The 26,193-nt window shown below is 71.6% G+C and carries 24 protein-coding genes and 1 pseudogene; 10 read left to right on the top strand and 15 right to left on the bottom strand.

Annotated features, from left to right (window positions below; all coding sequences use genetic code 11):
- Positions 1-42: 42 nt before the first annotated feature.
- Positions 43-1,416: a deoxyribodipyrimidine photo-lyase gene (locus AB0N16_RS31680; RefSeq protein ID WP_365802656.1), complete on the top strand. Its 1,374-nt coding sequence runs from the start codon at positions 43-45 to the stop codon at positions 1,414-1,416.
- A 310-nt stretch (positions 1,417-1,726) separates the two neighbouring features.
- Here the strand turns inward: AB0N16_RS31680 and AB0N16_RS31675 are convergent, their stop codons facing one another.
- Complete coding sequence (locus AB0N16_RS31675) at positions 1,727-2,767, bottom strand: MerR family transcriptional regulator (protein ID WP_365802655.1); 1,041 nt, start codon at positions 2,765-2,767, stop codon at positions 1,727-1,729.
- Between the two features lie 174 nt (positions 2,768-2,941).
- Here AB0N16_RS31675 and AB0N16_RS31670 point away from each other — a divergent pair, with 174 nt between their 5' ends.
- Positions 2,942-3,532, top strand: coding sequence for a sigma-70 family RNA polymerase sigma factor (locus tag AB0N16_RS31670; protein WP_365802653.1), 591 nt, complete (start codon positions 2,942-2,944; stop codon positions 3,530-3,532).
- Between the two features lie 293 nt (positions 3,533-3,825).
- Entirely contained in the window at positions 3,826-4,266 is a 441-nt protein-coding gene (locus tag AB0N16_RS31665) for an SPW repeat protein (protein ID WP_365802651.1), read from the top strand.
- Between the two features lie 74 nt (positions 4,267-4,340).
- On the opposite strand, the gene AB0N16_RS31660 is transcribed toward AB0N16_RS31665, so the two are convergent.
- The 3 genes from AB0N16_RS31660 to AB0N16_RS31650 all read right to left on the bottom strand — a co-directional run bounded on the left by AB0N16_RS31660 (position 4,341) and on the right by AB0N16_RS31650 (position 7,253).
- A complete protein-coding gene (locus AB0N16_RS31660; RefSeq protein ID WP_365802649.1) occupies positions 4,341-5,108 on the bottom strand; it encodes a metalloregulator ArsR/SmtB family transcription factor in 768 nt (255 codons plus the stop codon).
- 82 nt (positions 5,109-5,190) lie between these two features.
- Complete coding sequence (locus AB0N16_RS31655; protein ID WP_365802647.1) at positions 5,191-5,703, bottom strand: GNAT family N-acetyltransferase; 513 nt, start codon at positions 5,701-5,703, stop codon at positions 5,191-5,193.
- 62 nt (positions 5,704-5,765) lie between these two features.
- Entirely contained in the window at positions 5,766-7,253 is a 1,488-nt protein-coding gene (locus tag AB0N16_RS31650; RefSeq protein ID WP_365802645.1) for an APC family permease, read from the bottom strand.
- A 140-nt stretch (positions 7,254-7,393) separates the two neighbouring features.
- On the opposite strand from AB0N16_RS31650, the gene AB0N16_RS31645 reads away from it, so the two are divergent.
- Together AB0N16_RS31645 and AB0N16_RS31640 are read left to right on the top strand one after the other, a co-directional pair.
- Positions 7,394-8,581 (top strand): ROK family transcriptional regulator, encoded by a 1,188-nt coding sequence (locus tag AB0N16_RS31645; RefSeq protein WP_365802643.1) that lies wholly within the window; start codon positions 7,394-7,396, stop codon positions 8,579-8,581.
- 112 nt (positions 8,582-8,693) lie between these two features.
- Positions 8,694-11,441 carry a sugar-binding domain-containing protein gene (locus AB0N16_RS31640; protein WP_365802641.1) on the top strand — a complete coding sequence of 916 codons (2,748 nt, stop codon included), beginning with the start codon at positions 8,694-8,696 and terminating at the stop codon, positions 11,439-11,441.
- On the opposite strand, the gene AB0N16_RS31635 is transcribed toward AB0N16_RS31640, so the two are convergent.
- A complete protein-coding gene (locus AB0N16_RS31635) occupies positions 11,428-12,855 on the bottom strand; it encodes a hydrolase (RefSeq protein WP_365802639.1) in 1,428 nt (475 codons plus the stop codon). The genes AB0N16_RS31640 and AB0N16_RS31635 overlap by 14 nt on opposite strands.
- A gap of 216 nt (positions 12,856-13,071) precedes the next feature.
- Here AB0N16_RS31635 and AB0N16_RS31630 point away from each other — a divergent pair, with 216 nt between their 5' ends.
- Positions 13,072-13,335, top strand: coding sequence for a GlsB/YeaQ/YmgE family stress response membrane protein (locus AB0N16_RS31630; protein ID WP_360486309.1), 264 nt, complete (start codon positions 13,072-13,074; stop codon positions 13,333-13,335).
- Between the two features lie 14 nt (positions 13,336-13,349).
- Here the strand turns inward: AB0N16_RS31630 and AB0N16_RS31625 are convergent, their stop codons facing one another.
- Together AB0N16_RS31625 and AB0N16_RS31620 are read right to left on the bottom strand one after the other, a co-directional pair.
- Complete coding sequence (locus tag AB0N16_RS31625) at positions 13,350-14,126, bottom strand: GNAT family N-acetyltransferase (protein ID WP_365802637.1); 777 nt, start codon at positions 14,124-14,126, stop codon at positions 13,350-13,352.
- Between the two features lie 40 nt (positions 14,127-14,166).
- A complete protein-coding gene (locus AB0N16_RS31620) occupies positions 14,167-14,451 on the bottom strand; it encodes a MerR family transcriptional regulator (RefSeq protein ID WP_365802635.1) in 285 nt (94 codons plus the stop codon).
- A 10-nt stretch (positions 14,452-14,461) separates the two neighbouring features.
- On the opposite strand from AB0N16_RS31620, the gene AB0N16_RS31615 reads away from it, so the two are divergent.
- Entirely contained in the window at positions 14,462-14,749 is a 288-nt protein-coding gene (locus AB0N16_RS31615) for a hypothetical protein (protein ID WP_365802633.1), read from the top strand.
- On the opposite strand, the gene AB0N16_RS31610 is transcribed toward AB0N16_RS31615, so the two are convergent.
- Together AB0N16_RS31610 and AB0N16_RS31605 are read right to left on the bottom strand one after the other, a co-directional pair.
- Positions 14,701-15,555: a GNAT family N-acetyltransferase gene (locus AB0N16_RS31610; RefSeq protein ID WP_365802631.1), complete on the bottom strand. Its 855-nt coding sequence runs from the start codon at positions 15,553-15,555 to the stop codon at positions 14,701-14,703. The genes AB0N16_RS31615 and AB0N16_RS31610 overlap by 49 nt on opposite strands.
- A 283-nt stretch (positions 15,556-15,838) precedes the next feature.
- Positions 15,839-16,519, bottom strand: coding sequence for a chaplin (locus tag AB0N16_RS31605; RefSeq protein ID WP_365802630.1), 681 nt, complete (start codon positions 16,517-16,519; stop codon positions 15,839-15,841).
- Between the two features lie 278 nt (positions 16,520-16,797).
- Between AB0N16_RS31605 and AB0N16_RS31600 the strand changes: the two genes are divergently transcribed.
- Positions 16,798-18,411 (top strand): alpha/beta hydrolase, encoded by a 1,614-nt coding sequence (locus AB0N16_RS31600; RefSeq protein WP_365802628.1) that lies wholly within the window; start codon positions 16,798-16,800, stop codon positions 18,409-18,411.
- A gap of 3 nt (positions 18,412-18,414) precedes the next feature.
- Here the strand turns inward: AB0N16_RS31600 and asnB are convergent, their stop codons facing one another.
- The 4 genes from asnB to AB0N16_RS31580 all read right to left on the bottom strand — a co-directional run bounded on the left by asnB (position 18,415) and on the right by AB0N16_RS31580 (position 21,858).
- Positions 18,415-20,253: an asparagine synthase (glutamine-hydrolyzing) gene (asnB, locus tag AB0N16_RS31595; protein ID WP_365802626.1), complete on the bottom strand. Its 1,839-nt coding sequence runs from the start codon at positions 20,251-20,253 to the stop codon at positions 18,415-18,417.
- Between the two features lie 325 nt (positions 20,254-20,578).
- A complete protein-coding gene (locus tag AB0N16_RS31590; RefSeq protein WP_365802624.1) occupies positions 20,579-21,382 on the bottom strand; it encodes an alpha/beta fold hydrolase in 804 nt (267 codons plus the stop codon).
- 89 nt (positions 21,383-21,471) lie between these two features.
- Positions 21,472-21,720 (bottom strand): hypothetical protein, encoded by a 249-nt coding sequence (locus AB0N16_RS31585; protein ID WP_365802622.1) that lies wholly within the window; start codon positions 21,718-21,720, stop codon positions 21,472-21,474.
- Positions 21,721-21,858 carry a hypothetical protein gene (locus AB0N16_RS31580; RefSeq protein ID WP_365802620.1) on the bottom strand — a complete coding sequence of 46 codons (138 nt, stop codon included), beginning with the start codon at positions 21,856-21,858 and terminating at the stop codon, positions 21,721-21,723.
- Between the two features lie 113 nt (positions 21,859-21,971).
- Here AB0N16_RS31580 and AB0N16_RS31575 point away from each other — a divergent pair, with 113 nt between their 5' ends.
- Together AB0N16_RS31575 and AB0N16_RS31570 are read left to right on the top strand one after the other, a co-directional pair.
- Positions 21,972-23,066 (top strand): chemotaxis protein, encoded by a 1,095-nt coding sequence (locus AB0N16_RS31575; RefSeq protein ID WP_365802618.1) that lies wholly within the window; start codon positions 21,972-21,974, stop codon positions 23,064-23,066.
- Positions 23,067-23,132: 66 nt separating this feature from the next.
- A complete protein-coding gene (locus tag AB0N16_RS31570) occupies positions 23,133-24,146 on the top strand; it encodes a Gfo/Idh/MocA family oxidoreductase (RefSeq protein WP_365802616.1) in 1,014 nt (337 codons plus the stop codon).
- A gap of 4 nt (positions 24,147-24,150) precedes the next feature.
- Here the strand turns inward: AB0N16_RS31570 and AB0N16_RS31565 are convergent.
- Together AB0N16_RS31565 and AB0N16_RS31560 are read right to left on the bottom strand one after the other, a co-directional pair.
- Positions 24,151-25,503, bottom strand: a pseudogene (locus AB0N16_RS31565) (phospholipase domain-containing protein).
- Positions 25,504-25,642: 139 nt separating this feature from the next.
- Positions 25,643-26,056 (bottom strand): SsgA family sporulation/cell division regulator, encoded by a 414-nt coding sequence (locus AB0N16_RS31560; protein WP_351707504.1) that lies wholly within the window; start codon positions 26,054-26,056, stop codon positions 25,643-25,645.
- Between the last annotated feature and the right edge of the window lie 137 nt (positions 26,057-26,193).

Raw genomic sequence — 26,193 nt, 5'->3', positions numbered from 1 at the left:
GTACCTCACCGGCCGCCCGCCATTCGACCCCGGAGAAGCCCCATGAACGTCTCGGTCGTCCTGTTCACCGCCGACCTGCGCCTGCACGACCATCCGCCGCTGCGGGCCGCGAGCGAGGCCCGTGAGGTGGTCCCGCTGTTCGTACGCGACAAGGGCGTCACGGACGCCGGGTTCGCCGTGCCCAACCGGCTGGCGTTCCTCGCGGACTGCCTGCGGGACCTCGACGGCGGTCTGCGCAGGCGGGGCGGGCGGCTGGTGGTGCGCTCCGGCGACGTCGTCGAGGAGGTGTGCAAGATGGCCGCCGAGACGGACGCCGACGAAGTTCATCTGGCCGCCGACGTCAGCGCCTACGCCCAGCTGCGGGAACGGCGGCTGCGCCGGGCGCTGGAGGCGGAGGGGCGGCGGCTGCACGTGCACGACACCGTGACCACCGCCGTGACGCCCGGCGACCTCACCCCGGCCTCCTCGGACCACTTCGCCGTCTTCACGCCGTACTTCCGCCAGTGGTCCGGTGTGCGGCTGCGCGACGTGCTGGCCGCGCCGCGTACCGTGCGGGTCCCGGACGGGGTCGGCTCCGAGGGTCTGCCCGCCCGCGCGGACCTCTCCGGAGTGTCCGAAGGCCTGGCGGCCGGCGGGGAGGCGGAGGGCCGCAGGCGCATGTCGGCCTGGCTGCGCGGTGGGATCGGCGCGTACGAGGACCGCCACGACGACCTGGCGGGCGACGCCACCTCCCGTCTCTCGCCCCATCTGCACTTCGGGACGCTCTCCCCCGTCGAACTGGTCCACCGGGCCCGCGGGGCCGGCGGGCCCGGCGCCGAGGCCTTCGTACGGCAGATCGCCTGGCGTGACTTCCACCGCCAGGTGCTCGCCGCCCGGCCCGCGGCCGCCACCGCCGACTACCGGACCAAACGCGACCGCTGGCGCTCCGCGTACGCCGCGCGCGAGGACGTCCAGGCCTGGAAGGAGGGACGCACCGGATACCCGGTGATCGACGCGGCGATGCGCCAGCTGCGCCACGAGGGCTGGATGCACAACCGGGGCCGGCTGCTGGCCGCGAGTTTCCTCGCCAAGACCCTGTACGTCGACTGGCGCGTGGGCGCCCGCCACTTCCTGGACCTCCTGGTCGACGGTGACGTCGCCAACAACCAGCTCAACTGGCAGTGGATGGCGGGCACCGGCACCGACACCCGCCCCAACCGCGTCCTCAACCCCGTGACCCAGGCCAAGCGCTACGACCCCGACGGGGCGTACGTCCGCCGCTGGGTTCCCGAACTCGCCGCGCTCGACGGCCCGGCGGTGCACGAGCCCTGGAAGCTGCGGGGTCCGGACCGGGCCGGTCTCGCCGACTACCCGGATCCGGTCGTCGAGCTCTCCGAAGGCCTCGCCCGCTTCAAGCGGGCCCGCGCCCGCGACTGAGGAAGCCCCGCGGGGCCGCCCGCCCCGCCGGGCGGCCCCGCGGGGCCGCCCGGCGGGCGACCCCCGCATGGTCCGGAAGCTCCTCGGCCCGGACCGACTCCCCGACCTCCGCGAATGTCCGCCTGAGGAGCGGCGGCGGGGCGGCGGCCCGTGCTGACCCCGGTGGCCGGCCGGCGGCGGGGCGGGGCCGCCGGCACCTCGCGGGCGGCGCGGGCCCCGGCGGCGCGGGCGGTGCCGTCGGCCGCGGCGGCGCGGTCGCCGGTGAGGGCGGTCCTGCGGGCGCTGTCCGAGCCGATCTCGGGAGTGATCGTCAGGTCGGTTCGCCGCAGGCTCCGTCCCGGTAGGCGGCGGAGAGGACGTCGAGGGCGTGGCGCAGGCTCGGCGGCCGGAGCATCCCACGCGCCGCCGACGGACCGGACCAGCCGGGTCCGCCCAGCACGACCAGGGGACGGCGGCGTGCGCCCGTCACCCCCCACTCGGTGTCAGCGACATGCCGGGCCAGCGGCAGGCTGGCCGTGGAGCGCGCCTGGGCCCACAGCACCACGGCCGACGGGCCCAGCCGCCGCACCGCCGCCGCGAGCGCCTCCGCCGGGACGGCGGCGCCGAACATGCGTGTGGGCAGGCGCAGTTCGCACAGTCCGGCGTTGAGCGCCTCGATCGGCAGGGTGTGCTGCTCACCGGGCACGCAGGCCAGGACGACGGGTCCGGCACCCTGCCGGTCGGGCGGCGGGGTGCGACGGCGCAGGGCGGTGGAGACATGCCAGGAGAGCAGGTGCTCGACCTCGACGTAACGGTCGCCGGACGAGAGCCACTTGCGTCCCACGGCGTGCAGGGTCGGCACCATCACCTCCTGCCAGGCGACGGTGACGCCGTACTGCTCCACGGCGGCGGTCAGCAGTTCCTCGACGGCCGGGGCGTCCAGCCGTACGGCCGCACGGGCCAGCCCCCGGCACTCCTGGCGCACGTCGGGGAGCGTCAGCGTGCCGGCCGCGAGCGAAGAGCTATGGTCCGGTGGCCGCGCCGTCGCCTCGGCGATCCCCGGCGCTGCCTCGGCGCTCTCCCTGGCGGCACGGGCCGCCTCGGCCGGCGGCACCCCCGACGAGGTCAGCCGGCACATCTCCTCGAGCACGGCGACATCCTGCGGGGCCCAGCGGCGGTGCCGTCCGTCGGCGCGGACCGCGGGGCCGATGCCGTAGCGGCGGTCCCAGGAGCGCAGCGTGGTGGGCGACACCCCCAGCCGACGCGCCAGTGCACCGGTCGTCAGGGGCACGTCCGCCGTCTTCACGGAGCGTGCCGGCCAGTCCCGCACCTCGCCGTGCGGGGCATCCCCGTGCGCGGATGGCTGGCTCATGGCAGCGACTATACGACGCAGAAACGATGCGAGTTGATGACCTGGTTCCGGCCCTCGGACGATGGCTGTGCCAGGGCTCGCGTCGGCGGCCGTCCCCAGTCCGCCCTTCCGGGAGCCGCCCGGCCGGGCCACGAGTCCCCGGAGGGTCGCCTCGCGACCGGAGGAGCCGCCGTCATGAGCGCGCAGGACAGGGCCGTGGCATCGGCGCCGGCGACGGAGTCCCGCACCGACGATGAGCTCGCGCGTGGACTCGTGGCGGGTGCCGAGGACTGCCTGGAGGTCACCTATCGCCGCTGGTCGCCCCTGGTGCACTCGCTGGCCTGGCGCTCCCTGGGCGACGCCCGGGAGGCGGAGGACGTGACCCAGCAGGTGTTTCTCGGGGTGTGGCGCGGGCGCCGGGGCTTCTGTCCGGAGCGCGGCTCGCTCGGCGGCTGGATCACGGGGATCACCAGGCGGAAGATCGCCGACGCGCTGGCCGCCCGGACCCGCCGGCTCGCCGTGATCGCGTCGGCCGGCTCGTCGCTCGCCCTGGCCGATCCCACGGCCCGGCAGCCCGACGCGGCCCTCGACCGGGTCATCGTCCTGCACGAGCTGGCCAAGCTGCCCGCCCCTCAGCAGCGGGTGCTCCGGCTGGCCTTCTACGAGGACCTCACCCACACCCAGATCGCGGAGCGCACCGGCTGGCCGCTGGGCACGGTCAAGAGTCACGCCCGCCGCGGCCTGGGCCGCCTGCGCGGCTGTCTCCCGCAGGAGGCGGGTAGCTGAACCGCTCACCCGGTTTCCCACCCGTACGCCTTTCGATGCGGAAACGCTGCGGTACTCCGCGGAGGCCTCGGCCCGCGCCGCGTCCGCGAGCCGGGAGAGAGCGGAAGAAGGGGCGCCTCCGGACCCCGGGAGGCATCGGGCCGCGCCGACCGGGGGACGCCCCGTACCCGGCCCGCTCGCGCACCCACGCCCCGACCTACACATAAAGGAGAAATAAGGGCAGAATGTCCACTAGCGTCGTATAACGCACGCACCGGACGCGGTCAGGCCTGCACAGTCAAAGGAGATGACTCATGGCCAACGTCTCGCACGGCAGAAGCGACATCTCGAGCCACCCCGACGTAGGCGAGATGCGGGAGCGCTACGACCGCATGCTCGGCGGTCGTGACGTGGCCCTCGTGGACGGACCGGTGTTCCTGCTCGGTCTGTACTGCGCGGTGTCCCCGTGGATCCTCCACTACACGGCGAGCCAGCCGGCGCTGGTGACCCACAACCTGATCATGGGCATAGCGATAGGCCTGCTGGCACTGGGGTTCACCCGGGCTCCGGAGCGCATGTACGGCCTCAGCTGGGCCATGTGCGCCCTGGGCATCTGGATGATCATCGCACCCTGGGTGGTCGGCCGCAGCCCGGACACGGGCGTCATCATCAACAACGTGGTCATCGGCGCGCTGGCACTCTGCCTCGGGCTGGTGTGTGCCGCTTCGGCGGCCCGGCGGACGCCCATGCCGTAGCCGCACAGAACTCCCCCTTGGAAGGGAGGAGGCGGGACCGGTCCGGTGACGGCGGACCGGCCCCGCCGCGTTGTTCACCGGCCGGGCACCAGCCAGGGCTCCTGCGGGAGCGGGCTGCCGGTCTCGACGAGGGACTTCAGGTTGGACAGCACGGCCGGCCAGCCTGCCGAGATGGCGCGCAGCTCGTCCTCGCCGTCCAGGTCCTCGTGGGTGACGGTGAGGCGGACGATGTCGGCGTGCGGCTGGATGTCGAAGGTGACCCGGGAGTGCCGGTCCGGCTCCCCCTCATGCTCCGGGGCGGCCCAGCTGGTGACCAGCCGCGTCGGGCGCTCGCTCTCGACGACGGTGCCGACCACGTCGGCGATGCCGGAGCCGTCGGTGCGCACGTGCTCCCAGCGGGAGCCGGGCCGCCAGTCGGAGACGTTGGAGTGCCCCCAGTAGAGGGCGGTCAGGTCGGCGTCCGTGAGGGCGTCCCAGACCTTCTCGGGGGTGCTGGCGATGTAGGTGACGTAGACATAGCTGGGCTTGTCGCTCATGGCTTCCTCGGCTCGTCGCTTCAGGTCGCCGAGCGCGCGCAGCCGCGGGCGCTCGAACTTGTCGATCCACCGCTCCTGGATCTCGTGGAGCGGCACGGGGTTGAGGTAGTGCAGCTTCTCCCGCCCCCGCCGCACCGTGCTGATCAGATGTGCGGCCTCCAGGACGGCAAGGTGCTGGGTCACCGACTGCCGGGTGATCGCGATGCGCTCGCACAGCTCACCCAGCGTCTGCCCGTTCTGCTCGTGCAGCCGGTCCAGCAACCGCCTGCGCGTGTCGTCGGCCAGCGCCTTGAAGACCTGGTCCATCCCACCGTCATCCCCTGATCGCACACTCAACGTTATGCAGGCAAATGCCTGCATGTCAAGGACCGCAGTGTGCGGCGTACCCTCAGGCACCCAGGTCGAACGAGATCCACACGTCCGGCGGCAGCTCCGGCTTGCCCGGCACCGGCCGGGTCTCCTCCGTCCAGGCGTCGCCCGCGAGCTCGGCCGCGACGCGCCGCCAGAAGGCGACGGCGCCCGGGTTCTCGTACTGGAACGCGATCTCCCAGCTGCCCGGATGCCGGGTGAGGACCTCACGGACGGTACGCAGCCCGAGGCCCGTCCGGCGGACGCCGCGGACCACGAAGAAGCTGTTGAGCACCCGCACGGGCGCGCTCAGGCCCCGGACGAACGCGAAGCCGACCGGATGCTCGCCCTGTACGAACAGGTAGGGCGCCCAGTCGGGCGAAGAGAAGGCGTCCTCGACGCGTTCGCCGCGGAACGCGCCATCGGGGCCGGGCAGGAGCCGGCGGAACTCGGACAGGTCGTGGCGGAACATCAGCCACAATCGTTCGACGGCAGGGCGGTCCTCGACGGAGGCCGGGCGGATGACGACGTCGGTTTCTGTGGTGTCGGACATGAAAAAAGCCTCACCCGACGGGAGTTGATCCCGGCGGGTGAGGCCGACGTGTGTTCTGGAGACTACACCGCGACCGGGCTCTCGGGTGTCACATACTCCTCAGTGATCTCCCGGCGCCCGAACGGCCACACCTTCTCCAGGCGCGCCCAGAGCAGGAACGCCACGCAGCCGAGGGCGAGCCAGGCCAGGGACCACTCGATGGGGTGGCGGCCCGGGGAGTTCCTGTCGGCGTAGCCGTAGATCACGCACCAGCCGGCGAAGGCGACGATGCTCGGCACGGGGTAGAACCACATGCGGTACGGCCGTTTCAGCGTCGGCTGACGGCGGCGCAGCACCGTGAGCGCCACGATCTGGGCCAGCGCCTGCACGATCACCATCACGGTGGTGAGCAGCTGGATCAGCGTGGCCAGGTCGGTGTGGCGGCCGATCAGGAAGCCGATCGCGGTGATCACGCCCATGGTGGCCAGGCCCAGCATCGGGAAGCGGTGCTTGGGGTGGAGCTTCTCGTAGGGGCGGAAGAAGACGCGGTCGCGGGCCGCGTCGTAGGGCACCCGGGAGCCGCCGAGCAGGCCGGTGAAGACCGAGGCGAAGGCCGTGATCAGGATCAGCACGGTCACCGTGTCGGCGGCGCCCTTGCCCCAGGTCTTCTCCAGGACCGCGGAGGCGACCGAGGTCGAGGCGATGTCGTCCGGGTTCGTCATGCGGTGCCAGTCGACGACGCCGAGCGTGCCGATCTGCAGCAGCAGGTAGATCGCCATGATGCCGACGATCGAGTAGAGGATGGAGCGCGGCAGGGTGCGGCCGGGGTCCTTGATCTCCGCGCCCATGTAGGCGGTGGTGTTGTAGCCGAGGTAGTCGTAGATGCCGATGGTCAGGCCCGCCGCGAAGCCCAGCCAGAAGTGGTCCCCGGTCAGGTCGAAGGCGTGCGCCGGGTACGTGAACGCCAGGTGCGGGCTGAAGTCGCTCGCCGCGGCGACGATCACCAGCAGCACCGAGGCGATCATCACCGTCCACATCACGGCGGTGATCCGGGCGATGTGCTCGATGCCCCGCCAGAGCAGGAGCACCACCAGGGCGATGATGCCGAGCCCGATCAGGTCGCCGGAGGTCTGGCCGAGTCCGGGGGCGAGATAGCCCAGGTACTGCACGAAGCCGACCACGCCCGTGGACATGATCAGCGGGATGAAGAGCATCGCCGTCCAGACGAACAGGAACGGCATCAGGCGTCCGGTGCGGTACTGGAAAGCCTGGCGCAGATAGACGTAACTGCCGCCGGAGCCGGGCATCGCGGCGCCCAGCTCGGCCCATACGAGGCCGTCGCAGAGCGCGAGCACGGCGCCCGCGACGAAGCCGATCACCGCCTGCGGGCCGCCGAACGCGGACACCATCAGCGGGATGGTCACGAACGGGCCGATGCCGCACATCTGGCTCATGTTGATGGCGGTGGCCTGGAACAGGCCGACGCGCCGGACGAAACCGCCTTCGGACGGCGGGCTACCAGGACCGAGGGGACTACCGGGGCTACCGGGACTACCGGGACTACCGGACATGGAGGCTCCTGAGCGAGGCACGGAGGGAAGAGGCGGGACGCGGACGACAGACGGCGGCCGATTCGGCGGGATGGCCGATAAAGTTAAGGAGCCTTACTAGATGCGTCAAGTATGCGTCAGGAATCGGTGAGAATGGTGTGATGGCCGCCAGCGACGTCGTAGAGCAGCAGGAACAGCCCTGGAGCCGGCAGCGACTGCGCAGCACCAACGAGCGGCTGTTGCTGGACCGGCTGCGCCGGCTCGGTTCCACCTCCCGCGCCCAACTCGCCCGCGAGACCGGCCTGTCGAAACCGACGGTGTCCAGCGCGCTCGCGGCACTGGTGTCGGCGGGCCTGGTCCACGAGGTCGGCACCCACGCCCCGGAGCGCGGCCGCACCGCCGTGCTGTACGCGCCCGACCCGGCGGCCGGGTACGCGCTCGGCGTCGACGTGGGCCGCGGCTGGCTGCGGGTGGCGGTCGCCGACCTGGACGGCACCCTGGTCGCCCGCTCCGACGTGCGCAACCGGGCCCGCGGCTCGGGCGCGATGGCCGACCTGCTGGTCACCACCGCACGGCAGGTCGTCGCCAACTCCGGGGTCGATCCGGCCGAGGTGGTGCACGGGGTGGTGGGCACGCCCGGCGTGTACGACGAGCGGCAGCGGCGGGTGCGGTACGCGATGCATCTGCCGGGCTGGGGGCGCGCCGGGCTGTTCGACCGGATGGAAGAGGAGCTGGACATCCCGCTGGCGGTGCACAACGACGCCAATCTCGCGGCGCTGGGCGAGTACACGTACGGCGTCGGGGCGGGCAGCCGGCTGTTCGCCTACATCATGATCGGCACCGGTCTGGGGATGGGGGTCGTCAGCGAGGGGCGGCTGTTCACGGGGGCGCACGGACTCGCCGGGGAGATCGGCTTCCTGCCCTGGCCCGGGCGGCAGCGCAAGCCGGAGCGGCTGGAGGACGCGGTGTCCGGGGTGGCCGTGGTCGAGGCGGCCCGCCGGTTCGGGATGACCGGCCAGCTCACCGCGAAATCCGTGTTCGACGCGGCCCGCCAGGGCGATCAGGCGGCTGTCGAGGCGGTACGTCTCGAGGGCGAGCGCATCGCCCACACGGTGGCGGCGGCCGCGGCCGTACTCGACCCCGACCTGGTGGTGCTCGGCGGCGGTGTCGGCCACAGCGTCGACCTGCTGCTGCGTCCGGTCCGGGACCATCTGCGCACGCTCACCCCGCTGCGCCCGAAGCTCGCGCCCAGCCGGCTCGGCGAGGACGCGGTGCTGCTCGGCGCGGTGGCCACGGCCCTCGACACCGCCCGTGACCTGGTCTTCGAGCGCAGGTCGGGCACGTCCTGAAGCCGGCGCCGCCACCTCGCCCGGGCGCCACGGTGATTGACACCGCCCGCCCGGAACCCTAGCTTGAGCCTGGTTAGTAAAGTTTCCTAACTTTACGAGCCTGGAGACCATCGTGTTCCCTCGCCGCGCCCCCGGACACCGCCTCGCCACGGCCGCCGTGGCCCTGGGCCTGCTCGGTTCACTCAACACCAGTGCCTGGGCCGGGGCCCACGACCCGGCCCACGGGCCCGCCCGGATCACCCGTGTGCCGTCCACCGCCGGGTCGGGGACCCCGCTGTCCGGCTACGCCATCCGGTCGACGGCCGACGTGAGCGACTCGGCGGCGGCGGTCTCCTCCCCCGGCTATCCGGCCAAGGCCTGGTATCCGGCGGGCCCCCGTTCCACGGTGCTGGCCGCACTCCTCGCCGACGGCGTGTACGACGACCCGTTCGTCTCCACCAACCTGCAGAAGATCCCCAAGTCGCCCTTCCAGGTGCCCTGGTGGTACCGCAGCGACTTCACCGTGACGGACACGTCCCAGCGCACCTATCTGGACTTCAGCGGGGTGATCTCGGCGGCCGACGTGTACGTCAACGGCCACCGGGTCGCGACGACCGCCGACGTCACCGGCGCCTACACCCACCATGAACTGGACGTCACCTCCCTGGTGACGTCCGGCACGAACACGGTCGCCTTCCGCATCCAGCCCAATAACCCGAACAAGAACCTCACCATGGGCTGGCTCGACTGGCTCCAGCCCCCGCCCGACCAGAACATGGGCATCGTCCGTGACGTCCTGGTCCGGCGCGGCGGCCCGGTCGCGCTGCGCGACGCGCACGTGGTGACGAAGCTCGCGGTGCCGTCCCTCGCGACGGCCGACCTGACGGTGAAGGCACAGGCCCGCAACGACTCGGACACCCCGGTCACCACCGAGGTCTCGGGCACGGTCGCCGGGGTGGCCGTCACCAGATCGGTCGCCCTGGCCGCCCACCAGACCAAGACCGTCACCTTCACCCCAGCCGACGTCCCCGGCCTCCACCTGACCTCCCCGAAGGTGTGGTGGCCGGCCGGCATGGGCGGCCAGCCGCTGTACGACCTCGACCTCACCGCCTCGGTCAGCGGGACGGCGTCGGACACCGCGCACGAGAGCTTCGGCATCCGCGACGTCCAGGCCCCGCTGAACCCCGACGGCGCCCGCCAGTACTCGATCAACGGCCGCAGGCTGCTGATCAAGGGCGGCGGCTGGTCACCGGACGAGTTCCTGCGCTGGGATTCGACCTACGTCGAGGACCGCCTCCGGTACGCCGTGGACCTGGGCCTCAACGCCATCCGGCTGGAAGGCCACATCGAGCCCGACGAGTTCTTCGACCTCGCCGACCGCCTCGGCGTCCTCACCCTGCCCGGCTGGGAGTGCTGCGACAAATGGGAGGGGCAGACCAACAGCGGCGAGAGCGGCGAGAAGTGGACCGCCGCCGACTACCCGGTCGCCCAGGCCTCGATGGCCGCCGAGGCCGCCCGGCTGCGTGACCACCCGAGCGTGATCTCCTTCCTGATCGGCAGCGACGCCGCGCCCGACGCGAAGATCGAGAAGAGCTATCTGGACGCCCTGGACGCCGCCGACTGGGCCGCCCCGGTGGTTCCCGCCGCCTCGGACAAGTCGGCTCCCCAGCTTGGCAGTTCGGGCATGAAGATGACCGGCCCCTACGACTGGGTCCCGCCGGGCTACTGGTACGCCAAGCGCGAGGGCGGCGCCACCGGCTTCAACTCGGAGACCAGCGCCGGCCCGGACATCCCCACCCTCGACACCCTGCGCCGGATGATGACCCCAGCCGAACTCGACACCCTCTGGAAGAACCCGGACGCCAAGCAGTACCACCGCTCACCGTCCGCGACCTTCGGCACCCTGAAGATCTACGACGCCGCCCTCACCGGCCGCTACGGCGCCCCGAAGAGCCTCACCGACTACGTCCGCAAGGCACAGCTCGCCCAGTACGAGAACGTCCGCGCCCAGTACGAGGCGTACGGGCGCAACCAGACCGACGCCGCCAAGCCGTCCACCGGGGTCGTCTACTGGATGTTCAACAGCGGCTGGACGTCCCTGCACTGGCAGCTGATGGACCGTTACCTCGACCAGGGCGGCGCCTACTTCGGCGCGAAGAAGGCCAACGAGCCGCTGCACGTCCAGTACTCGTACGACGACCGCTCGGTGGCCGTGGTGAACAACCGGCACGCCGCGGCCTCCCAGCTCACCGCGCGGGCGACGCTCTTCGACCCGGACGGCACGCAGAGGTACGACCGGACCGTCACGGGCCTCTCGGTCAAGGGCGACGGCGCGCACACCACCGCGCTCACCCTGCCGGCGTCGGTGAGCGGACTGTCGTCCACCTACCTGGTACGGCTGGTCCTGACCGACGCGGCCGGCCAGGAGGTGAGCCGCAACGTCTACTGGCTCTCCACCAAGGCGGACACCCTCGACTGGGCCGGCACGGACTGGTACTACACCCCGACGACGAGCTACGCGGATCTGAAGGGGCTGGCGTCGATGGCCCAGGTGCCGGTCACGGCCACCGCGTCGACCACGGCCGCGGACGGCATGTCGACCACCACGGTGACGGTCCGCAACGCGGGCACGGACAGGACACCGGCCCTGCTGACGGACGTCCACCTGGTCGACGCGAACGGCAGGCCGGTCCTGCCGGTGCGCTGGTCCGACAACGAGGTCAGCCTGTGGCCGGGCGAGTCGGCGACCCTCACGGCCACCTACCGGACCGCCGACCTGCACGGCTCGGAGCCCCGGGTGCGGGTCTCCGGCTGGAACGCGGCGGAGCGGACGGTTCCGGCTACCGCGCCGGAACCGTCCGCCGGGCTCAGCTCACGTTGAGCGCGGTGTCGTCGATGACGAAGGACGTCTGGAGGGTCGACCCCTCGACGCCGGTGAACTTGATGGTCGCCGTGGTACCGGCCAGGGAGGAGACGTCGATGCTCTTCAGCACGTATCCGGAGGCCGCGTTGAGGTTGGAGTACGTGGCCAGGGTGGTGGATCCGGCCGTCACCGTCAGCTTGTCGTAGGCGGTGCTGGTGGTGGTCTCCGCGGTGTCCACGTGCAGATAGAAGCTGAGGGTCGCGGAGCAGCCGGACGGAATGGTCACCGACTGGGACAGGGTGTCGGTGTGGGCGGATCCGTAGCCGTCGAGCCAGGCCTTGTACGAGCCGGTGCGGGCGGCCTCGCTGCTGGAGTTGGTGATGACCCCGCTGCTCGCGGTCCAGGTGGTGTTGCCGGACTCGAAACCGGGGTTGCCGAGCAGCTGGGCGGCGGTGCAGGTGCCGCCACCACCCCCGCCGCCTCCGCCGCTGCTGCCGCCCCCGGCGAGCCAGGCGGTGGCGTTCAGGGCGAGGGCCGCGTTGGTGGCGCCGCTGTCGTTCCAGCCGTCGTACAGCGTGTTGCCGGACTGGCCGGTGCCGTCGTCGATGGGCGAGCTGTCGCCCCAGAAGGCGACCCGCCCGCTGCCGAAGGTGCTGGTGGCGAAGAAGGCGCCGGTGTTGCCGGAGTAACCGCTGCGGTAGAGGAGGCCCTTGACGGCGGAGTTGTCCGACGGCTTCAACGTGGCCGTCGTGCCGTCGGCGATCAGGCTCTTGGTGACGGTGCCGAAGGAGCCGTGCAGCACCGGGTCGGTGCTGTCGCTGATCGCGGCCGGGTAGCCGGAGCTGATGTCGAGGGTGTCGATCGAGAAGCCGAACGGGTCGGTCGAGTCGACGCTGTTGTTCGTCATCAGGTCGTTGAAGATCTCGACGGCGTCCTCGCCGTCGTTGTTGCGGTCGGCGCCGGTGTGGTCGGAGACCATGAACAGGCCGCCGCCGTTCTTCACGAAGTTCATGATCGCCGTCTTCTCGGCGGTCGTGAACAGCGTGTTCGGCTCGGGCAGGACCAGCGCGTCGAAGTTCGACAGGTCGGTCGTCGACGAACCGCCGTACGTCAGGGCGCTGGTGGCGGTCTTGAGGCTGTAGCTGCCGGTCTTCTGGAGGGCGACGCCCCATGACGAGAGGGCGCCGGTCCAGTCCGTCTCCGAGGAGGGGGACGAGTCCTCGGAGAGCGGGTCGGGCTTGCTGGTGGAGATGATCCAGTCCGCGTTGCCGGCCTCCTCGGCGTGGCCGTCGTCGTACAGGACGCGGTAGGTGGTGGCCGCGTGCGCGGGGGCGGCCGCGGTGCCGACCTGGAGGGCGGCTCCCGTGGCGAACAGGGCGAACCCGGCCAGGGCGGTGGTGATTCTGTGGCGGGATCTGCTGGATCCAAACATCCGGCGAACCTCCATGAGGGGTGGGGTAAAGGCGGTGGGGGCGCCAACTCTTCGCGCGTAGAAGCTGGTTGAGATTTCTACACGCGTCGACTCATTGAAAGGTACATGGCATGTCGGATCGATGAACAGAAAACCGCTGTAACAACCGGAGGGGACTGCCCGCGCATTGAGCGGGCAGATTTGAGTGCAGCGGAGTACAGACGAAGAGGGGCGGACATGGAGATCTCGGGCATCATCAGTGCCATCATCATCGGTATCATCATCGGTGTACTGGGACGCCTGGTCGTTCCCGGCCGCCAGCACATCGGCATTCTGCTGACCATCGTCGTCGGCATCGTGGCGGCGCTGCTGGGCTCGGCGATCGCGGCCGGCTTCGGCGTGGCGGACACGAAGGGGCCGGACTGGATCGAGTGGTTCATCCAGATCGCGCTGGCGGCGCTGGGAGTGGCGGCACTCGACCGGACCAGGGCACGCCGGTAGCCGGAACGCGCCGATCACATCGCGTAGAGGTACGGCGTGGTCGTGCTCAGCGCGTGGAAACCCAGTCGCTCCAGGATCGGCCGGCTCATGGCAGACGCGTCCACCTGCAGATACCGGTAGCCGTGAGCCGCGGCGGCACGGGCCCGATGGGCTACGAGGGCGCGATAGACACCGCGTCCCCGCCACCCTTTCACCGTGCCGCCGCCCCACAACCCGGCGAATCGCGTCCCCGGCACCAGCTCCATGCGGGCGGCGCTCACCGGCTCGTCCCCGGCCAGGGCGACGACCGCGACCAGGGTGTCGGGCTGCTCGGCGAGCCGCGTCAGCAACTGGTGCCGCAGCCGCGAACCGTCCGTGCCGAACGCCTTCTCGTGGACGTCCACCACGAGTTCGACGCCCGCCGCGTCCAGGGCGGGCACCACCCGGACGTCGTCCGGAAGTTCGGCGTCGACAGTCAGCCCGGCGCCCTCGGCGATCATCAGCGTCTCCTCCGGTTCGGGCCGGAATCCGGCTTCGAGGAGTCTCGCGCCGAGGTCCGACGGGAGGTCATGGCTGTAGAGCTTCCACTCGAAGTCGCGGCCCAGCCCCCGGAAGCGGTCGATCTGCTCGGCGATCGCACGATCCGCGGTCGTCTCGTCCAGGGCCGACCAGACGACACCGTTCCATCCCTCGCTGTCCGCCACCTGGCGCACCACGCCGCCGACCTGCTCGACACGCGCGCCGGGACCGTCGGGCCGGGCGCCCTCGCGCATGTCACGGTCGTACAGAGCGAGCACCGCTTGATGATCCATCCGAGCACTCCACCATCCGCGCGCCCTCGCGGCAACGCGATTACCCGCTCCCGCCCGGTCGGACGGCCGCCAGGTGCGCGGCGAGCCGGCTCCGGTTGCGGGCCAGGCGGTCGATGCGGGCCTGGATGCGCTCCACGTGCCCGCTGAGCAGCGCGGCCGTCTCCGGGGTCACGCACTCGCGCGGCGGATGGATCTGCGCGGGCCCGCAGAGATACGGCAGGATCGCGCGGATCATCTCCGTGGTCAGCCCGGAGTCGAGCAGGTCGCGGTTCTGCTGGACGTCCTGGACGGCGGCCTCGCCGGCGGGGCACCGGCCCTGATCCAAGACGGCGCTGGTGGACGTTTCGGGACCCGCCGACGCCGAGGTGGCGACCTCGCTGCAGGCCACCGTCTACGACACGGGCGTCGCCGCCGGTTCGCTGGCCGGCGGCCTCGCCCTGGACCGGCTGGGCGCGGCCGCGCTGCCCTGGACCGCGCCGCCGCTGATGTCGGTCGCGCTGGTGGTCGTCGCGCTGGGCCGTCGGCACGCGTTCCCGGGCCGCCGGTACGGCACGGGACCCGACCGCCCGTCCGGTCAGCCGAGTTCGAGCGTCGTCACGCCGAAGACCCGCTGCAGGGCGTAGTCGCGGACCGGGCCCGTGTACATGCGTGCGGTCTCGAACGAGGGGGTGAATCCGGCCTCTTCGGCGAGGGCGACGCCCGCCGTGCTGGTCTCGGGCACGTCGACGGCGACCTGACGGCCGGCCGCCTCGGTCACGAGGGCGGCGAACAGGGCGCGGGCGTCCTCGGCGGTGTCGGCGAACAGGGGGCCGATGCGCAGGCAGTCGTGGCCGGGACGGATCACGCCGTAGCCGGTGAGGCGGTCGCCGTCGTGGCGGACGAAGGCCCGGTGGCCGGCGCCGGTCAGCCAGGCGGCCACGAACCGCGGCCGGTCGGCCGGGCAGCAGGCGCTGTCGTACGCCGTGACGGCGGGCAGGTCGGCGGCGCGTGCCGGTCGGACGCCCGCGGGGATCCCGGCGGCCGGGGCGGAACCCACGAACCGGGCGGTGCGGTAGGCCAGTTCGAAGCCGGACTGGCGGTAGTTGTCCTGCTGGGCCACCACGCCGTCGAGGCCGACCGTACGGGTGCCGGCGTGCGCCAGCGCGGTCTTCCAGGTGGCGAGGCCGTGGCCGTGGCCGCGCAGGTCGGGGCGGACCAGGTACCAGCCCAGGAAGGCGTAGTCGGCGCCGTAGTTGACGACGGAGACGGCCGACACCGGTGCGCCGTCGACCCGGCCGATGAAGAACCCTTCGGGGTCCTGGGCGAAGAAGGCGGGGACGTCCGACAGCCCGGGATTCCAGCCCTCGTCCACGGCCCAGCCGCGGACCACCGGCCAGTCGTCGGGCGTGGCCTGCGTGACGACGAGGTCCTGGGGGGCCGGAGAGGTCATCGATGCGCTCCATTCAGCGGCTGGTCGGGGCGGCCCGGGCCGCCCACACAGTGCGGTCGGACAGCGCGGCGGGCGGCGCCGCGTCCGCAGCATCCTTCCCGATCACCGAGCGCCGCACCACGACTGGATCAAGCCGTCGGCATGCGCAACCGGCCGCTCCGGCGGGCTTGTCGACCGAGACGGCCCGCCGGGACCCGTGCACGGCACAGGCCCCACCGGTCGGGGTCCGGTGGGGCCTGCAGGGACGTTTCTCGACGGCCCGCCTCGGCGGCGCGTCGGACGGTCAGCGCAAGCGGCCCGGCCGGAAGCGCCGGTGCAGGACGGTCCCTGCGAGCAGAAGCGCCGCACCGCCCGCCGCGGCGGCACCCGTGAGGTCCGTCCCGGTGTGGGCGAGCGTGGTCGTCGCGGCCGGCGGCGGGGCGGGGTGGACCGCCTTGGGGCCGGGGTGGGTCTTGACCGGGGCCGGGGCCGGCGGCTCCGGGGCCGGCGGCGGAGTCTCCGGCGTGCTCGGGTGGTCGCCGGAGGTGTTCACCGAGGTGTTGCCGATGGCCGGATTGAGTGCCCCGACCACGTTCACGCTGTTGCCGCTCACGTTCACCGGGAGGTCGACCGGCAACTGGATGCCGTTGCCGGAGACCACCCCGGGCGAGTCCTCCTCGGTGCCCTGCGCGGACGCGCCGCCGGTCGTGGCCGGGCCGCCGGACTTGCCGTCACCGGCCCCGCCGCCCTCGTTCACGCAGGTGTTGCCGGCCGCCGGATTCAGGAGCCCCACCACGTTGACGGTGTTCCCGCACACACTCACCGGGATGTGCACCGGCAGCTGAATGCCATTGCCGGAGATCACCCCGGGCGAACCGGCCGCGACGCCGTCCGCGCCGGAGTCGGCCCAGGACGGGGCCGCCACGGCCATCGCACCGGAGGCGGCGGCGACGGCGATCACACCGTTTCGGGTAACCCGTTTCATGGTTCCCTGCCTTCCAGACATTGTTGCGGGCGCTCGCCCGCACCGGTTAAACCGTGGACGAGCCATGTGAGTTATGGCTTATCCGCATTTCACCCCATCGAGTGACATCGTTATCGAACCCGGGGCAAAACCGTGTATGAGGCCTGAAGCCGGTGATCGCGGCAGGGTACGGCACCCCGGTCCGGCCCGCTCGTCGGGAGGCGTGCCCACCGGGACCCGCTTATGGTGATCGAAAGCCCTGTTTCCGGTCCGCCACGGAGTGTCCCTGGAGGCCCTCGATGCCGGCCATGCCCCGTAACCGGCCCGCCGCGCGTCGTTGTGCCGGCGCGGGAGCCGTCGTGCTGGCCCTGCTCGGCGCGGGGCTGCCCGCGGCCACGGCGACGACGAGCACCAGGGAGCCGGACCTGAGCCGCTTCTACCGGCAGAAGGCCCACTGGGCGGCATGCAAGGACGTGGAGCTGTCCAAGGACATGCAGTGCGCCAAGGTGACCGTGCCGCTCGACTACGCGAAACCGGCCCAGGGCACCATCGACCTGGCGCTGTCCCGTTACCGGGCGACCGGGAAGTCGCGGGGCTCGGTGCTGCTGAACTTCGGCGGCCCCGGCGGCTCGGGCGTCAGCGGGCTCGGGCTCTCCGGCAAGGACTTCATGAGTCTGACCAACGGCTACGACGTGGTCGGCTTCGATCCCCGCGGGGTCGGCCGCTCCTCCCCCGTCAGCTGCGGCGACGGCCTCGACGAGGCCACGGACGACGCGAGCACCGACAAGGTACCCGACGTCGCCCATCCGCAGGCCCTGATGAAGATCCTCAAGCAGCTGACGGTCCGGTGCACCGAGCACTCCGGGCCCGTGCTGTCCCACATAGGCACCGTGAACGCCTCCCGGGACCTGGACGTCATCCGCCAGTCGCTCGGCGACAAGAAACTGAACTACCTGGGCTTCTCCTACGGCACCAAGCTCGGCGCGGTGTACGCGGCGCAGTTCCCGCACAAGGTGGGCCGCATGGCCCTGGACGGTGTGGACACGCTGACCGAGTCGCTGGCCGAGCAGGGGGTGGCGGGCGCCCAGGGGCAGCAGCAGGCACTGGACGATTTCCTGGACTGGTGCGTCACGGGCCTGGGGTGTCCGTTCGGGCAGGACCGGCGCAAGGCGGGCGAAGCGATCGTGGAGCTGGTGCGTTCGCTCGACGAGAACCCGGTGCCGTCCGACTTCGGGGGCGCGTTCTCCGGCCAGGACCTGGTGGGTGCCATCGGGCAGGGGCTGTACAGCAGGGAGCTGTGGCCGCTGCTGGAGCGGGCACTGGCCTCCCTGATCGAGGACGGTGACACCCGGGGGGTGCAGAACGTCGCGTCCGGCGGCTACGCCCTCCCCGCCGGGCAGCGGCGCGGCAACGGACTGGTGGACAGCGCCGACATCCCCGTGGACAACCTGTCGGCCGCCCTGATGGCGATCAACTGCGCCGACGACCCCGACCGGCCGAGCGCCCAGCGGCTCACCCAGGACGTCGACCGGCTCCGCAAGGAGTACGAGCAGGCGTCCCCCGTCTTCGGCCGGTTCCGGCTCACCCAGGTGCTGCTCTGCTACGGCCGGCCGCGCGGCACGGACTTCATTCGCGACGAGGTGAAGGACGTGCCATCCGCCCCGATCCTGCTGGTGGGCACGCGCGGCGACCCGGCGACGCCGTACCGCTGGGCGATCGAGACGGCGAAGCGGCTCGGGCCGTCGGCCGTGGTGCTGGACAACCGGGGCGACGGCCACACCGGGTACACGTCCTCCAAGTGCGTGCACGGCAAGGTCGACGACTTCCTGCTGTACGGCACGCTGCCGGCCGACGGCAGCTCCTGCCCGGCCGACGCCGACGACCGCGGCGCCGGTACCGACTCGTCGGGCTGAGGGTCAGGCCAGGGTGAGTTCGGGGGTGTAGAGGCCGAGCCAGTGCGCGAGGTCGAGGGTGCGTTCCAGGCCGCGCCGGGCGACCTGGCTGCCCAGCCCGGTCCGGTGGGCCGCACGGTCCACCTTCTCACGGTCGACGAGGTCGAAGACCCGGTGGTCGGGCCGGGCCAGCAGGTCCTTGACCTGGTCCTGGAGGGCTCGCCCGTACTCCGGGTCCTGGGTGGACGGGTAGGGGCTCTTGACCCGGTCGTACACGGACTGCGGGAGGACGTCCCGGGTGGCCTCCCGGAGCAGGGTCTTCTCACGGCCGTCGAAGGACTTCAGCGCCCAGGGCGCGTTGTAGACGTACTCGACCAGCCGGTGGTCGCAGAACGGCACCCGGACCTCCAGGCCGACGGCCATGCTCATCCGGTCCTTGCGGTCGAGCAGCATGCGTACGAAGCGGGTGAGGTGCAGATAGCTCATCCGGCGCATCCGGAACTCGAAGTCGCTCTCCCCGTCGAGACGCTGGACGCCGGTGACGGCGGAGCGGTAACCGTCGGCGATGTACGACTCCAGGTCGAGGGACTTGGTGAGGTCGGCGCGCAGGACGTCGGTGTCGTCGCCGAAGTGCCGACCGGCCATGTACAGCCAGGGGAAGGTGTCGGCGGCGCGGGCGTCCTCGTCGAAGAACTGCAGGTACCCGCCGAACACCTCGTCTGCGGACTCCCCCGACAGTGCGACGGTGGACTGGTCGCGGACGGCCCGGAAGAGCAGCAGGAGCGAGGCGTCCATGTCCCCGAACCCGGCCGGCAGGTCGCGGGCCCGGATCACCCGCTCGCGGACCGCGGGGTCGGCGAGGCTGTTCACGTCCAGGACGATGTCCTGGTGGTCGGTGCGGGCGAGCCGGGCCACGTCGTGCACGAAGGGCGTGTCGGGGGTGGAGCGGAGTTCGTCGGCGACGAAGTGGTCGGTCTGGCCGACGAAGTCGACGGCGAAGCTGCGGACCTTCTCGCCCCGCACGGCGAGCTGCCGGGCGGCGAGGGCGGTCATGGCCGAGGAGTCGAGGCCGCCGGAGAGCAGGGTGCAGCGGGGTACGTCGGCGACCAGCTGGCGGCGCACGATGTCGTCGAGGAGCCGGCGGACGGTGGCCACGGTGGTGTCACGGTCGTCGGCGTGCGGGCGGGTCTCCAGCCGCCAGTAGGTCCGGGTGCGCAGTCCGTGGCGGTCGACGGTGACGACGGTGCCGGGTTCGACCTCGCGCATGCCTTCCCACACGGCGTGCCCGGGGGTCTTGACCATAGTGAACAGCTCGCGCAGTCCGTCCAGGCCGACCCGGGGCCGGACCAGCGGGTGGGCCAGGATCGCCTTCGGCTCGGAGCCGAACAGGACGCCGTCCGGGGTCGGGTACAGGTAGAACGGCTTGATGCCCATCCGGTCGCGGATCATCACGAGCTTGTCGTGGCGGCCGTCCCAGACGGCGAAGGCGTACATGCCGTTCAGCCGCTCGGCGACGGTGTCGCCCCACTCCACATAGCCGCGCAGTACCACCTCGGTGTCGGAGTCGGTGGTGAACTCGTGGCCGCGGTCGGCGAGTTCGCGGCGCAGCTCGGTGAAGTTGTAGGCCTCGCCGGAGTAGACCATCGCGACGGTGCCGTCCGGGGTGCGGACGGTCATGGGCTGGCGGCCGCCGGGCAGGTCGATGATCGCGAGCCGGCGGTGGCCCAGGGCTGCGGGGCCCTCGCTCCAGGTACCGCGGTCGTCGGGACCGCGGCAAGCCATGGTCTCCGTCATTGCATCCAATGCGCGCGTCTCGGTGGTGAGGTCACGGTCGAAGGAGACCCAGCCGGTGATGCCACACATGCGCTACCTCCTGCTGCCGGTCACCCGGACAACGCCCGCCACCTGCGGTTCCCTGATGGAAGGCGATTGCCCGAGCGAACCACTTGTATTCAGCACCTATATGACGAGCGTGCTCCCGGGACCCTGGCCGGTCAACCTGGCCGTAACACGAACGGCCGCCCCGCCTCACTCTTTCGGCCGCGCTTTGCCCGCGCGGGGCCCGCGAACCCGCCCCGCACCGGGCCAGGCCCGCCCGGAACAGGCCAACCGCAAAAACTTCCCCAAACGGAACCGGCGCCGCGGATTTCACCGGGCGCCGGCCACCTGCCGCTGCAGCGTCGTCGCGCTACGCGTCCGCACGCTCCTCGCGCGCCGGCGCCGCTGTCAGGAACCGGTCCAGCGTCGCCGTCAGCTCGGCCGGCCGCTCCACGGGAAGTTCATGGCCGGCGTCGATGATCCGGACCTCGGCGTCCGGATAGGCCTTGGCCATCCGCAGCATCTGCCGGACCGGTAGCTGGATGTCCTGGTAGCCGTGCACCATCAGGGTGGGCGCGGTGATCTCCCCGGCCCGGTCGAGGACGTCGAAGGCCCGCATGGCGCCGTACAGCGTCATGACGACCTCGCGCGGAGTGTCCGCGGAGGCTCGGACGTACCCGCGTATCTCCGCGCGGGGGTACCCCGGGGCGAAGGCGCGCTGGATGTTGGCGGCGACGAACAGCTTGAACGGCACCAGGGTGGAGGCCGCCATCAGCAGGCCGCGGCCGCGGCTGTACGCCATCTTGCCGATGGAGTTGACCAGCACCATCCGCTCGACCCGCTCGGGATGGGTGAGCGCGAGGGTCTGGGAGATCATGCCGCCCATGGAGTGGCCGACGGGGACGAAACGATCCACCTCGAGATGGTCGAGCAGGGCGACGACGTCCTGGGCGAGTTCGGCGATCGTCCGCACGCCGGCCCCGGTGCTCTCGCCGTGACCGCGCAGGTCGAGGCGGATCACCCGGCGATCCTCGGCGAAGTGCGCCATCTGGTGGTCCCAGCGGTGCCGGTCGCCGGTCCAGCCGTGGATGAACACCAGGGGCGCGGCGGCGCCGTCCCGGGGACCCTCGTCGTCGTACGTCAGCGCCGCTCCGTCGACCTCGAGCTGCGGCATGGGGGCCTCCTGGGGCACGATCCGGTTACTGCCGGGTACGGTAACCGGCCGCTCCGCCCGCCGTCACCGGGAAGCCGGCCTCAACACGGTTACAGCGTGCGCCTGATGGCCGCCACGACCGCCTCCGCGTCGTCCGCGGACACCGCGAGCCGGGCGAAGGGCGCGGACGGCTCCAGGTCGACCAGGACGACCGGGCCGTGTTCGTGGACGGCGACGAAGTCCCGCCCGCGCGGGTGCTGCCAGGTACCGACACAGGACCGGTCGGGCAGGAAGTGGCCGGGGTGCGGTTCGCCGCGCAGCACCCGCCACCAGTCGGGCTCCACCGAGGCCCCGCGCACCTACGCGAGCGGCACCCTGACCCGGCGGCGGTGGGCGAGCAACCCCTCCCGTCCGCCCAGGCGGACGACGACCTCGTCGCCGTCGACGGTCAGCCGGGCCATCGCGTTCACCTCCGCCGCGCACCGGGCGAATCCCACCGAGTGAATCCCGGGCGAATCCCACCGGGCGAATCCCACCGGTGAATCCCGTGGACCCCATGGAGAGAATTACCCCAAATGCCCCAATCGCGAATCGGCCCTATGGTGCTGATATGGAGCACGCACTCAGTCCTTCGACCCTCGCCGAGCTGCGCCGCCCGCGCCCCTACCCCGCCGTCTCCGTGCTGACGCCGACGCACCGCCGCGAGCCCGACAACGCCCAGGATCCCGTCCGGCTGCGCAATGTCGTGGCCGAGGCGAAGAAGCAGCTGGAAACCGATCCGGCGGTCACCCGGGAGCGCCGTAGCGACCTCTTCGACCAGCTCGACCGGGCCCTCGCCGAGGTCGATCTGGCACATGCCGAAGACGGTCTGGTGATCTTCGCCGCGCCGGGTGAGCACCAGGTGTGGTCGCTGGCCCGCAGCGTGCCCGAGCGCGTGGTGCTCTCGGACACCTTCCTCACCCGCAACCTGGTCTCGGCCCAGGCGTCCGAGCGGCCGTTCTGGGTACTGTCGATCTCGGCCGACCGCATCACCCTGTGGAACGGCGGGGTCGACCGGGTCACCGAGAGCCAGGCCGGCGGCTTCCCGATGACCCGCAGCCAGGAGAACTTCGACGCCGAGCGGCTTCAGCGCATCGGCGACATGCCCAGCACCTTCCGCGACGAGGACACCAAGCGCTTCCTGCGGGACGCGGACACCATGATGGCCGCGCTGCTGCGTGAGCAGCCGCGGCGCCTGTACGTCACCGGTGAGCAGGCCGCTCTCTCCCTGTGGGAGGAGTTCGGCAACGTCGCCAGGGACAGCAACCTCGTACAGCACGGCGGCCTCGCGCACGCCGGTCCGGAAGCCGTGTGGCAGGTGATCCGGCCGCTGCTGGAGGCGGACTCCCGCCGCAACACCGCGTCGGTGACCCGCGAACTGGAATCCGCGCGCGGTCACAAGACGTTCGCGGCCGGTGTCGACGAGGTCTGGCAGAGCGCCCGCGAGGGCCGTGTCCGGCTCCTGGCCGTCGAGGAGAACTACCGCACCGCCGTCCGTGACGACGGCGACCACCTGATCCCGGCCGCGAGCGGCGACCTCGACGCCCGCGACGACATCGTGGACGAGATCGTCGAGCAGTGCCTGGAGACCGGTGCCGACGTCCGCTTCGTCCCGGACGGCACCCTGGGCGACGAGAACGGCATCGCCGGGGTGCTGCGGTACTGACGCATCCGCTCACTCGGCCGACGTCTAGGCTCTGCAGCGTGATCGTCGGCCGAGAGGGAGTGTGGCGTGGCTGAGCTGCTGGGCGTCGCGGTACTGGGTGCCGGGCACATGGGTGCCGACCACATACGGCGGCTCGATCAAGTAGTGAGCGGAGCGAGGGTGACGGCTGTCGCCGACCCGGACCTGGACCGCGCCAAGGAGGCGGCGGCCGGCCTTGACGGGGTCACCGTCCACGCGGAACCGCTGGCCGCCCTGGACGCGCCCGGTGTCGAGGCCGTGCTGATCGCCTCCCCCGGCCCGGCGCACGAGGAGCCGCTGCTCGCGGCCTTCACCCGCGGGCTGCCGGTGCTGTGCGAGAAGCCCATGGTGCCGGACTCCACAGGTGCCCTGCGGGTGGTGGAGGCCGAAGCCGGGCTCGGCCGCAGACTGGCCCAGATCGGGTTCATGCGCCGTTACGACGCCGAGTACCGGCGCCTCAAGACGCTGCTGGACGGCGGCGGCCTGGGTCGGCCGCTGATGCTGCACTGCACCCACCGCAATGTGTCCTCGCCGCCCGGCTTCACCAGCGCCATGCTGATCAACAGCTCGGTCTCGCACGAGATCGACGCGGCCCGCTGGCTGCTCGGCCAGGAGCTGACGGCGGTCACCGTGCTGCGGCCGCAGCCGTCCGCGGGCGCCCCGCAGGGACTGGTCGACCCGCAGCTGGTGCTCTTCGAGACCGACGGCGGCGCCCTCGTCGACGTCGAGGTCTTCGTCAACTGCGGCTTCGGCTACCAGGTGCGCTGCGAGGCGGTCTGCGAGCGGGGCAGCGCCCGGATCGGCGAGGACCACACCATGCTGGTCACCTCGGCGGGCGCCGCCCGCGAGGAGGTGCCCCAGGACTATCTGGTGCGGTTCGCCGACGCCTACGACCGCGAGGTGCAGTCCTGGGTGGACGCCACCCGGCAGGGCCGGGTCACCGGACCGAGCGTGTGGGACGGCTACGCGTCCTCCGTCGTCGCCGAGGCCGGGGTCCGGGCCCTGGAGTCCGGCGGCCGTACGACCGTCGAACTCGCCCCGCGCCCGGACCTGTACGCCTGAGGCGTCAGCCGCTGACGCTCGCGGAGCCCGTCTCCAGGTGGCCGGTGAACCGGCGCGACCAGGTCGCCTCGGAGGCCACCGTGACCGTGAAGTCGTACCAACCGCCCTGGTGGGCGACGGCGTTGAAGTAGTCCTCGACGGAGGCACCGGCGGCGACCTGATAGGTCCAGGGGCCGTCGGTGCGGTAGTTGTTCGACGTGATGGTGAACTTCACCGGCCCTGAGCCGAGTTGGTCATCCTGAACCAGACGGCGAGCTTGCCGGTGCCGGGCTCCACGGTGTAAAGGGTGCTCACCTCGGCCGACTTGCCGGCCTTGGTGGCGTCGCCCTGGAAGCGGCGCAGGAAGCGGTTGGGGCCGACCATGCTCAGGTCGTACTTGCCGCCGCCGTAACCCGTGCCGATGTTGAAGTAGTCGGAGGCGGTGCCACCCGCGGCCACCGTGTACTGCCAGGGCGTGGTGTCACGGTACGCGTTCGGGTGGAGGGAGAAGTGCGCCGCCCGGGTCGCCGGGGCGCCCTGGTTGGCCATGGTGAACCAGGCGCGGATCGTGCCGGACGTCCCGAACTCCAGGCGGTCCAGGTACCCGTTGGGCTGGTAGGGCAGCGCACGGGCCGGGCGGGTGCCGGGTTCCTGGGTCGGCAGGGCGTTGGTGGTGGGCACCGGGTGGGGCAGCGGACCGCAGGTGGAGTAGCCGATGGCGCCGGTCGGGGGCAGGGAGACGGCGCCGTGGACCGGGTTGGCGAAGTCGAAGACGCCGGTCAGGCCGCCGCTCACCGAGCGTCGCCAGGCGCTGATGTGGGGGCAGTTCGCGGGCTTGCCGAGAGCCGTTGTCCAGGTCTCCAGGAAGCGCAGCTCCGAGGTTGTCGGCGAGTGCGTAGTGGAAGGGGATGTCGGAGCGGTCCAGATAGCCGAGGGACCGTACGTTGCCGACTCCCGCGACCCAGTTGTCGAGGCGGCCCTTGTTCCAGGCGGAGTGCTGGGAGGACCACGAGTGCGGCAGGTCGCCGTTGCACTGGGCCAGGGTCTCGCCGTTCTGACCGCCCGCGTCGGGGGTCGCGCTCAGCCTCCAGGGATACTGGCGGCCCGAGCCGTTGGGCTGGTTGAAGACCGGGTAGCCGCCGCTCAGGGTGATACCGCTGCGGTCCGCGAAGCCGCGGACACCCTTGAGGCGCCCGAAGTAGTGGTCGAAGCTGCGGTTCTCCTGCATCAGGACGACCACGTGCTGTACGTCCGAGATCGTGCCGGTCGCCGTGGCCGGGGCCGCAGCCGCCGTCCATGGGCCGGCGGCGCTCACCGCCATGCCCGCCGCCACGGAAGCGCCCAGTCCCACGAAGCCTCTTCGGCTGATCAGTGTCATTCGCCCCGTCCTCGTTACGGGTGTGCCCGTGTGGCACACCGCGCGCAAGAGTGCACGGGGCGTTCATCAGGGTCCGCACCGGAGCGGTGAGAGGGAGTGAACAGAAGTCAAAGTACGCGTCGGTCGCGCCGGATCCCTCTCAGACACCCCCGAACAACGTGCTCAAACCCCGCTCCACGACCGCCTCGACGTCCTCCTCCCCCGGCGCCACCACCTCGTGGGTGCGCTGCAGGAAGCGGACGAGCGCCTGGGTGTCGAACTGGAGCAGGGCGAGCCCGTGCGGCGAGTGGAACTCCACGGCCGTGCGACCCCGGCCGCAGGGCCAGATGTGCACGTCCCCGCGCCCGGCGGGGACATCGAGACCCTGGTCCAGCAGCGAGCGCGCGAAGGTCCAGGTGACCTCCTCCCCGCCGAGGGTGACCTCGGCGGGGAAATCGACGAACACGGCCAGCGGATCACCGGAGGTGTACCGGAGCGTGGCGGGCACCGGGACCTCCTGGTCCTCGGCGGTGATCAGCCGGGCGCGGGCAGGTTGCTCGAAAGTGATGTCCATGCCTGTAGGACTCCACAGGTGCCCCTCGCATGACGCGAAATCCGGACAGAGTTGCCGCGGTTGGCCGAGACCGCGACACTGCGAACACAGACACGTCGAACAGTCGCCCGAGCGCGACACGAACACCCCTGAAAATA

The organism is Streptomyces sp. NPDC051105, assembly GCF_040682795.1.
Lineage (GTDB): Bacteria > Actinomycetota > Actinomycetes > Streptomycetales > Streptomycetaceae > Streptomyces.
The sequence above is the reverse complement of the archived record's forward strand: the minus strand, read 5'-3'. Positions and strand labels throughout refer to the sequence as shown.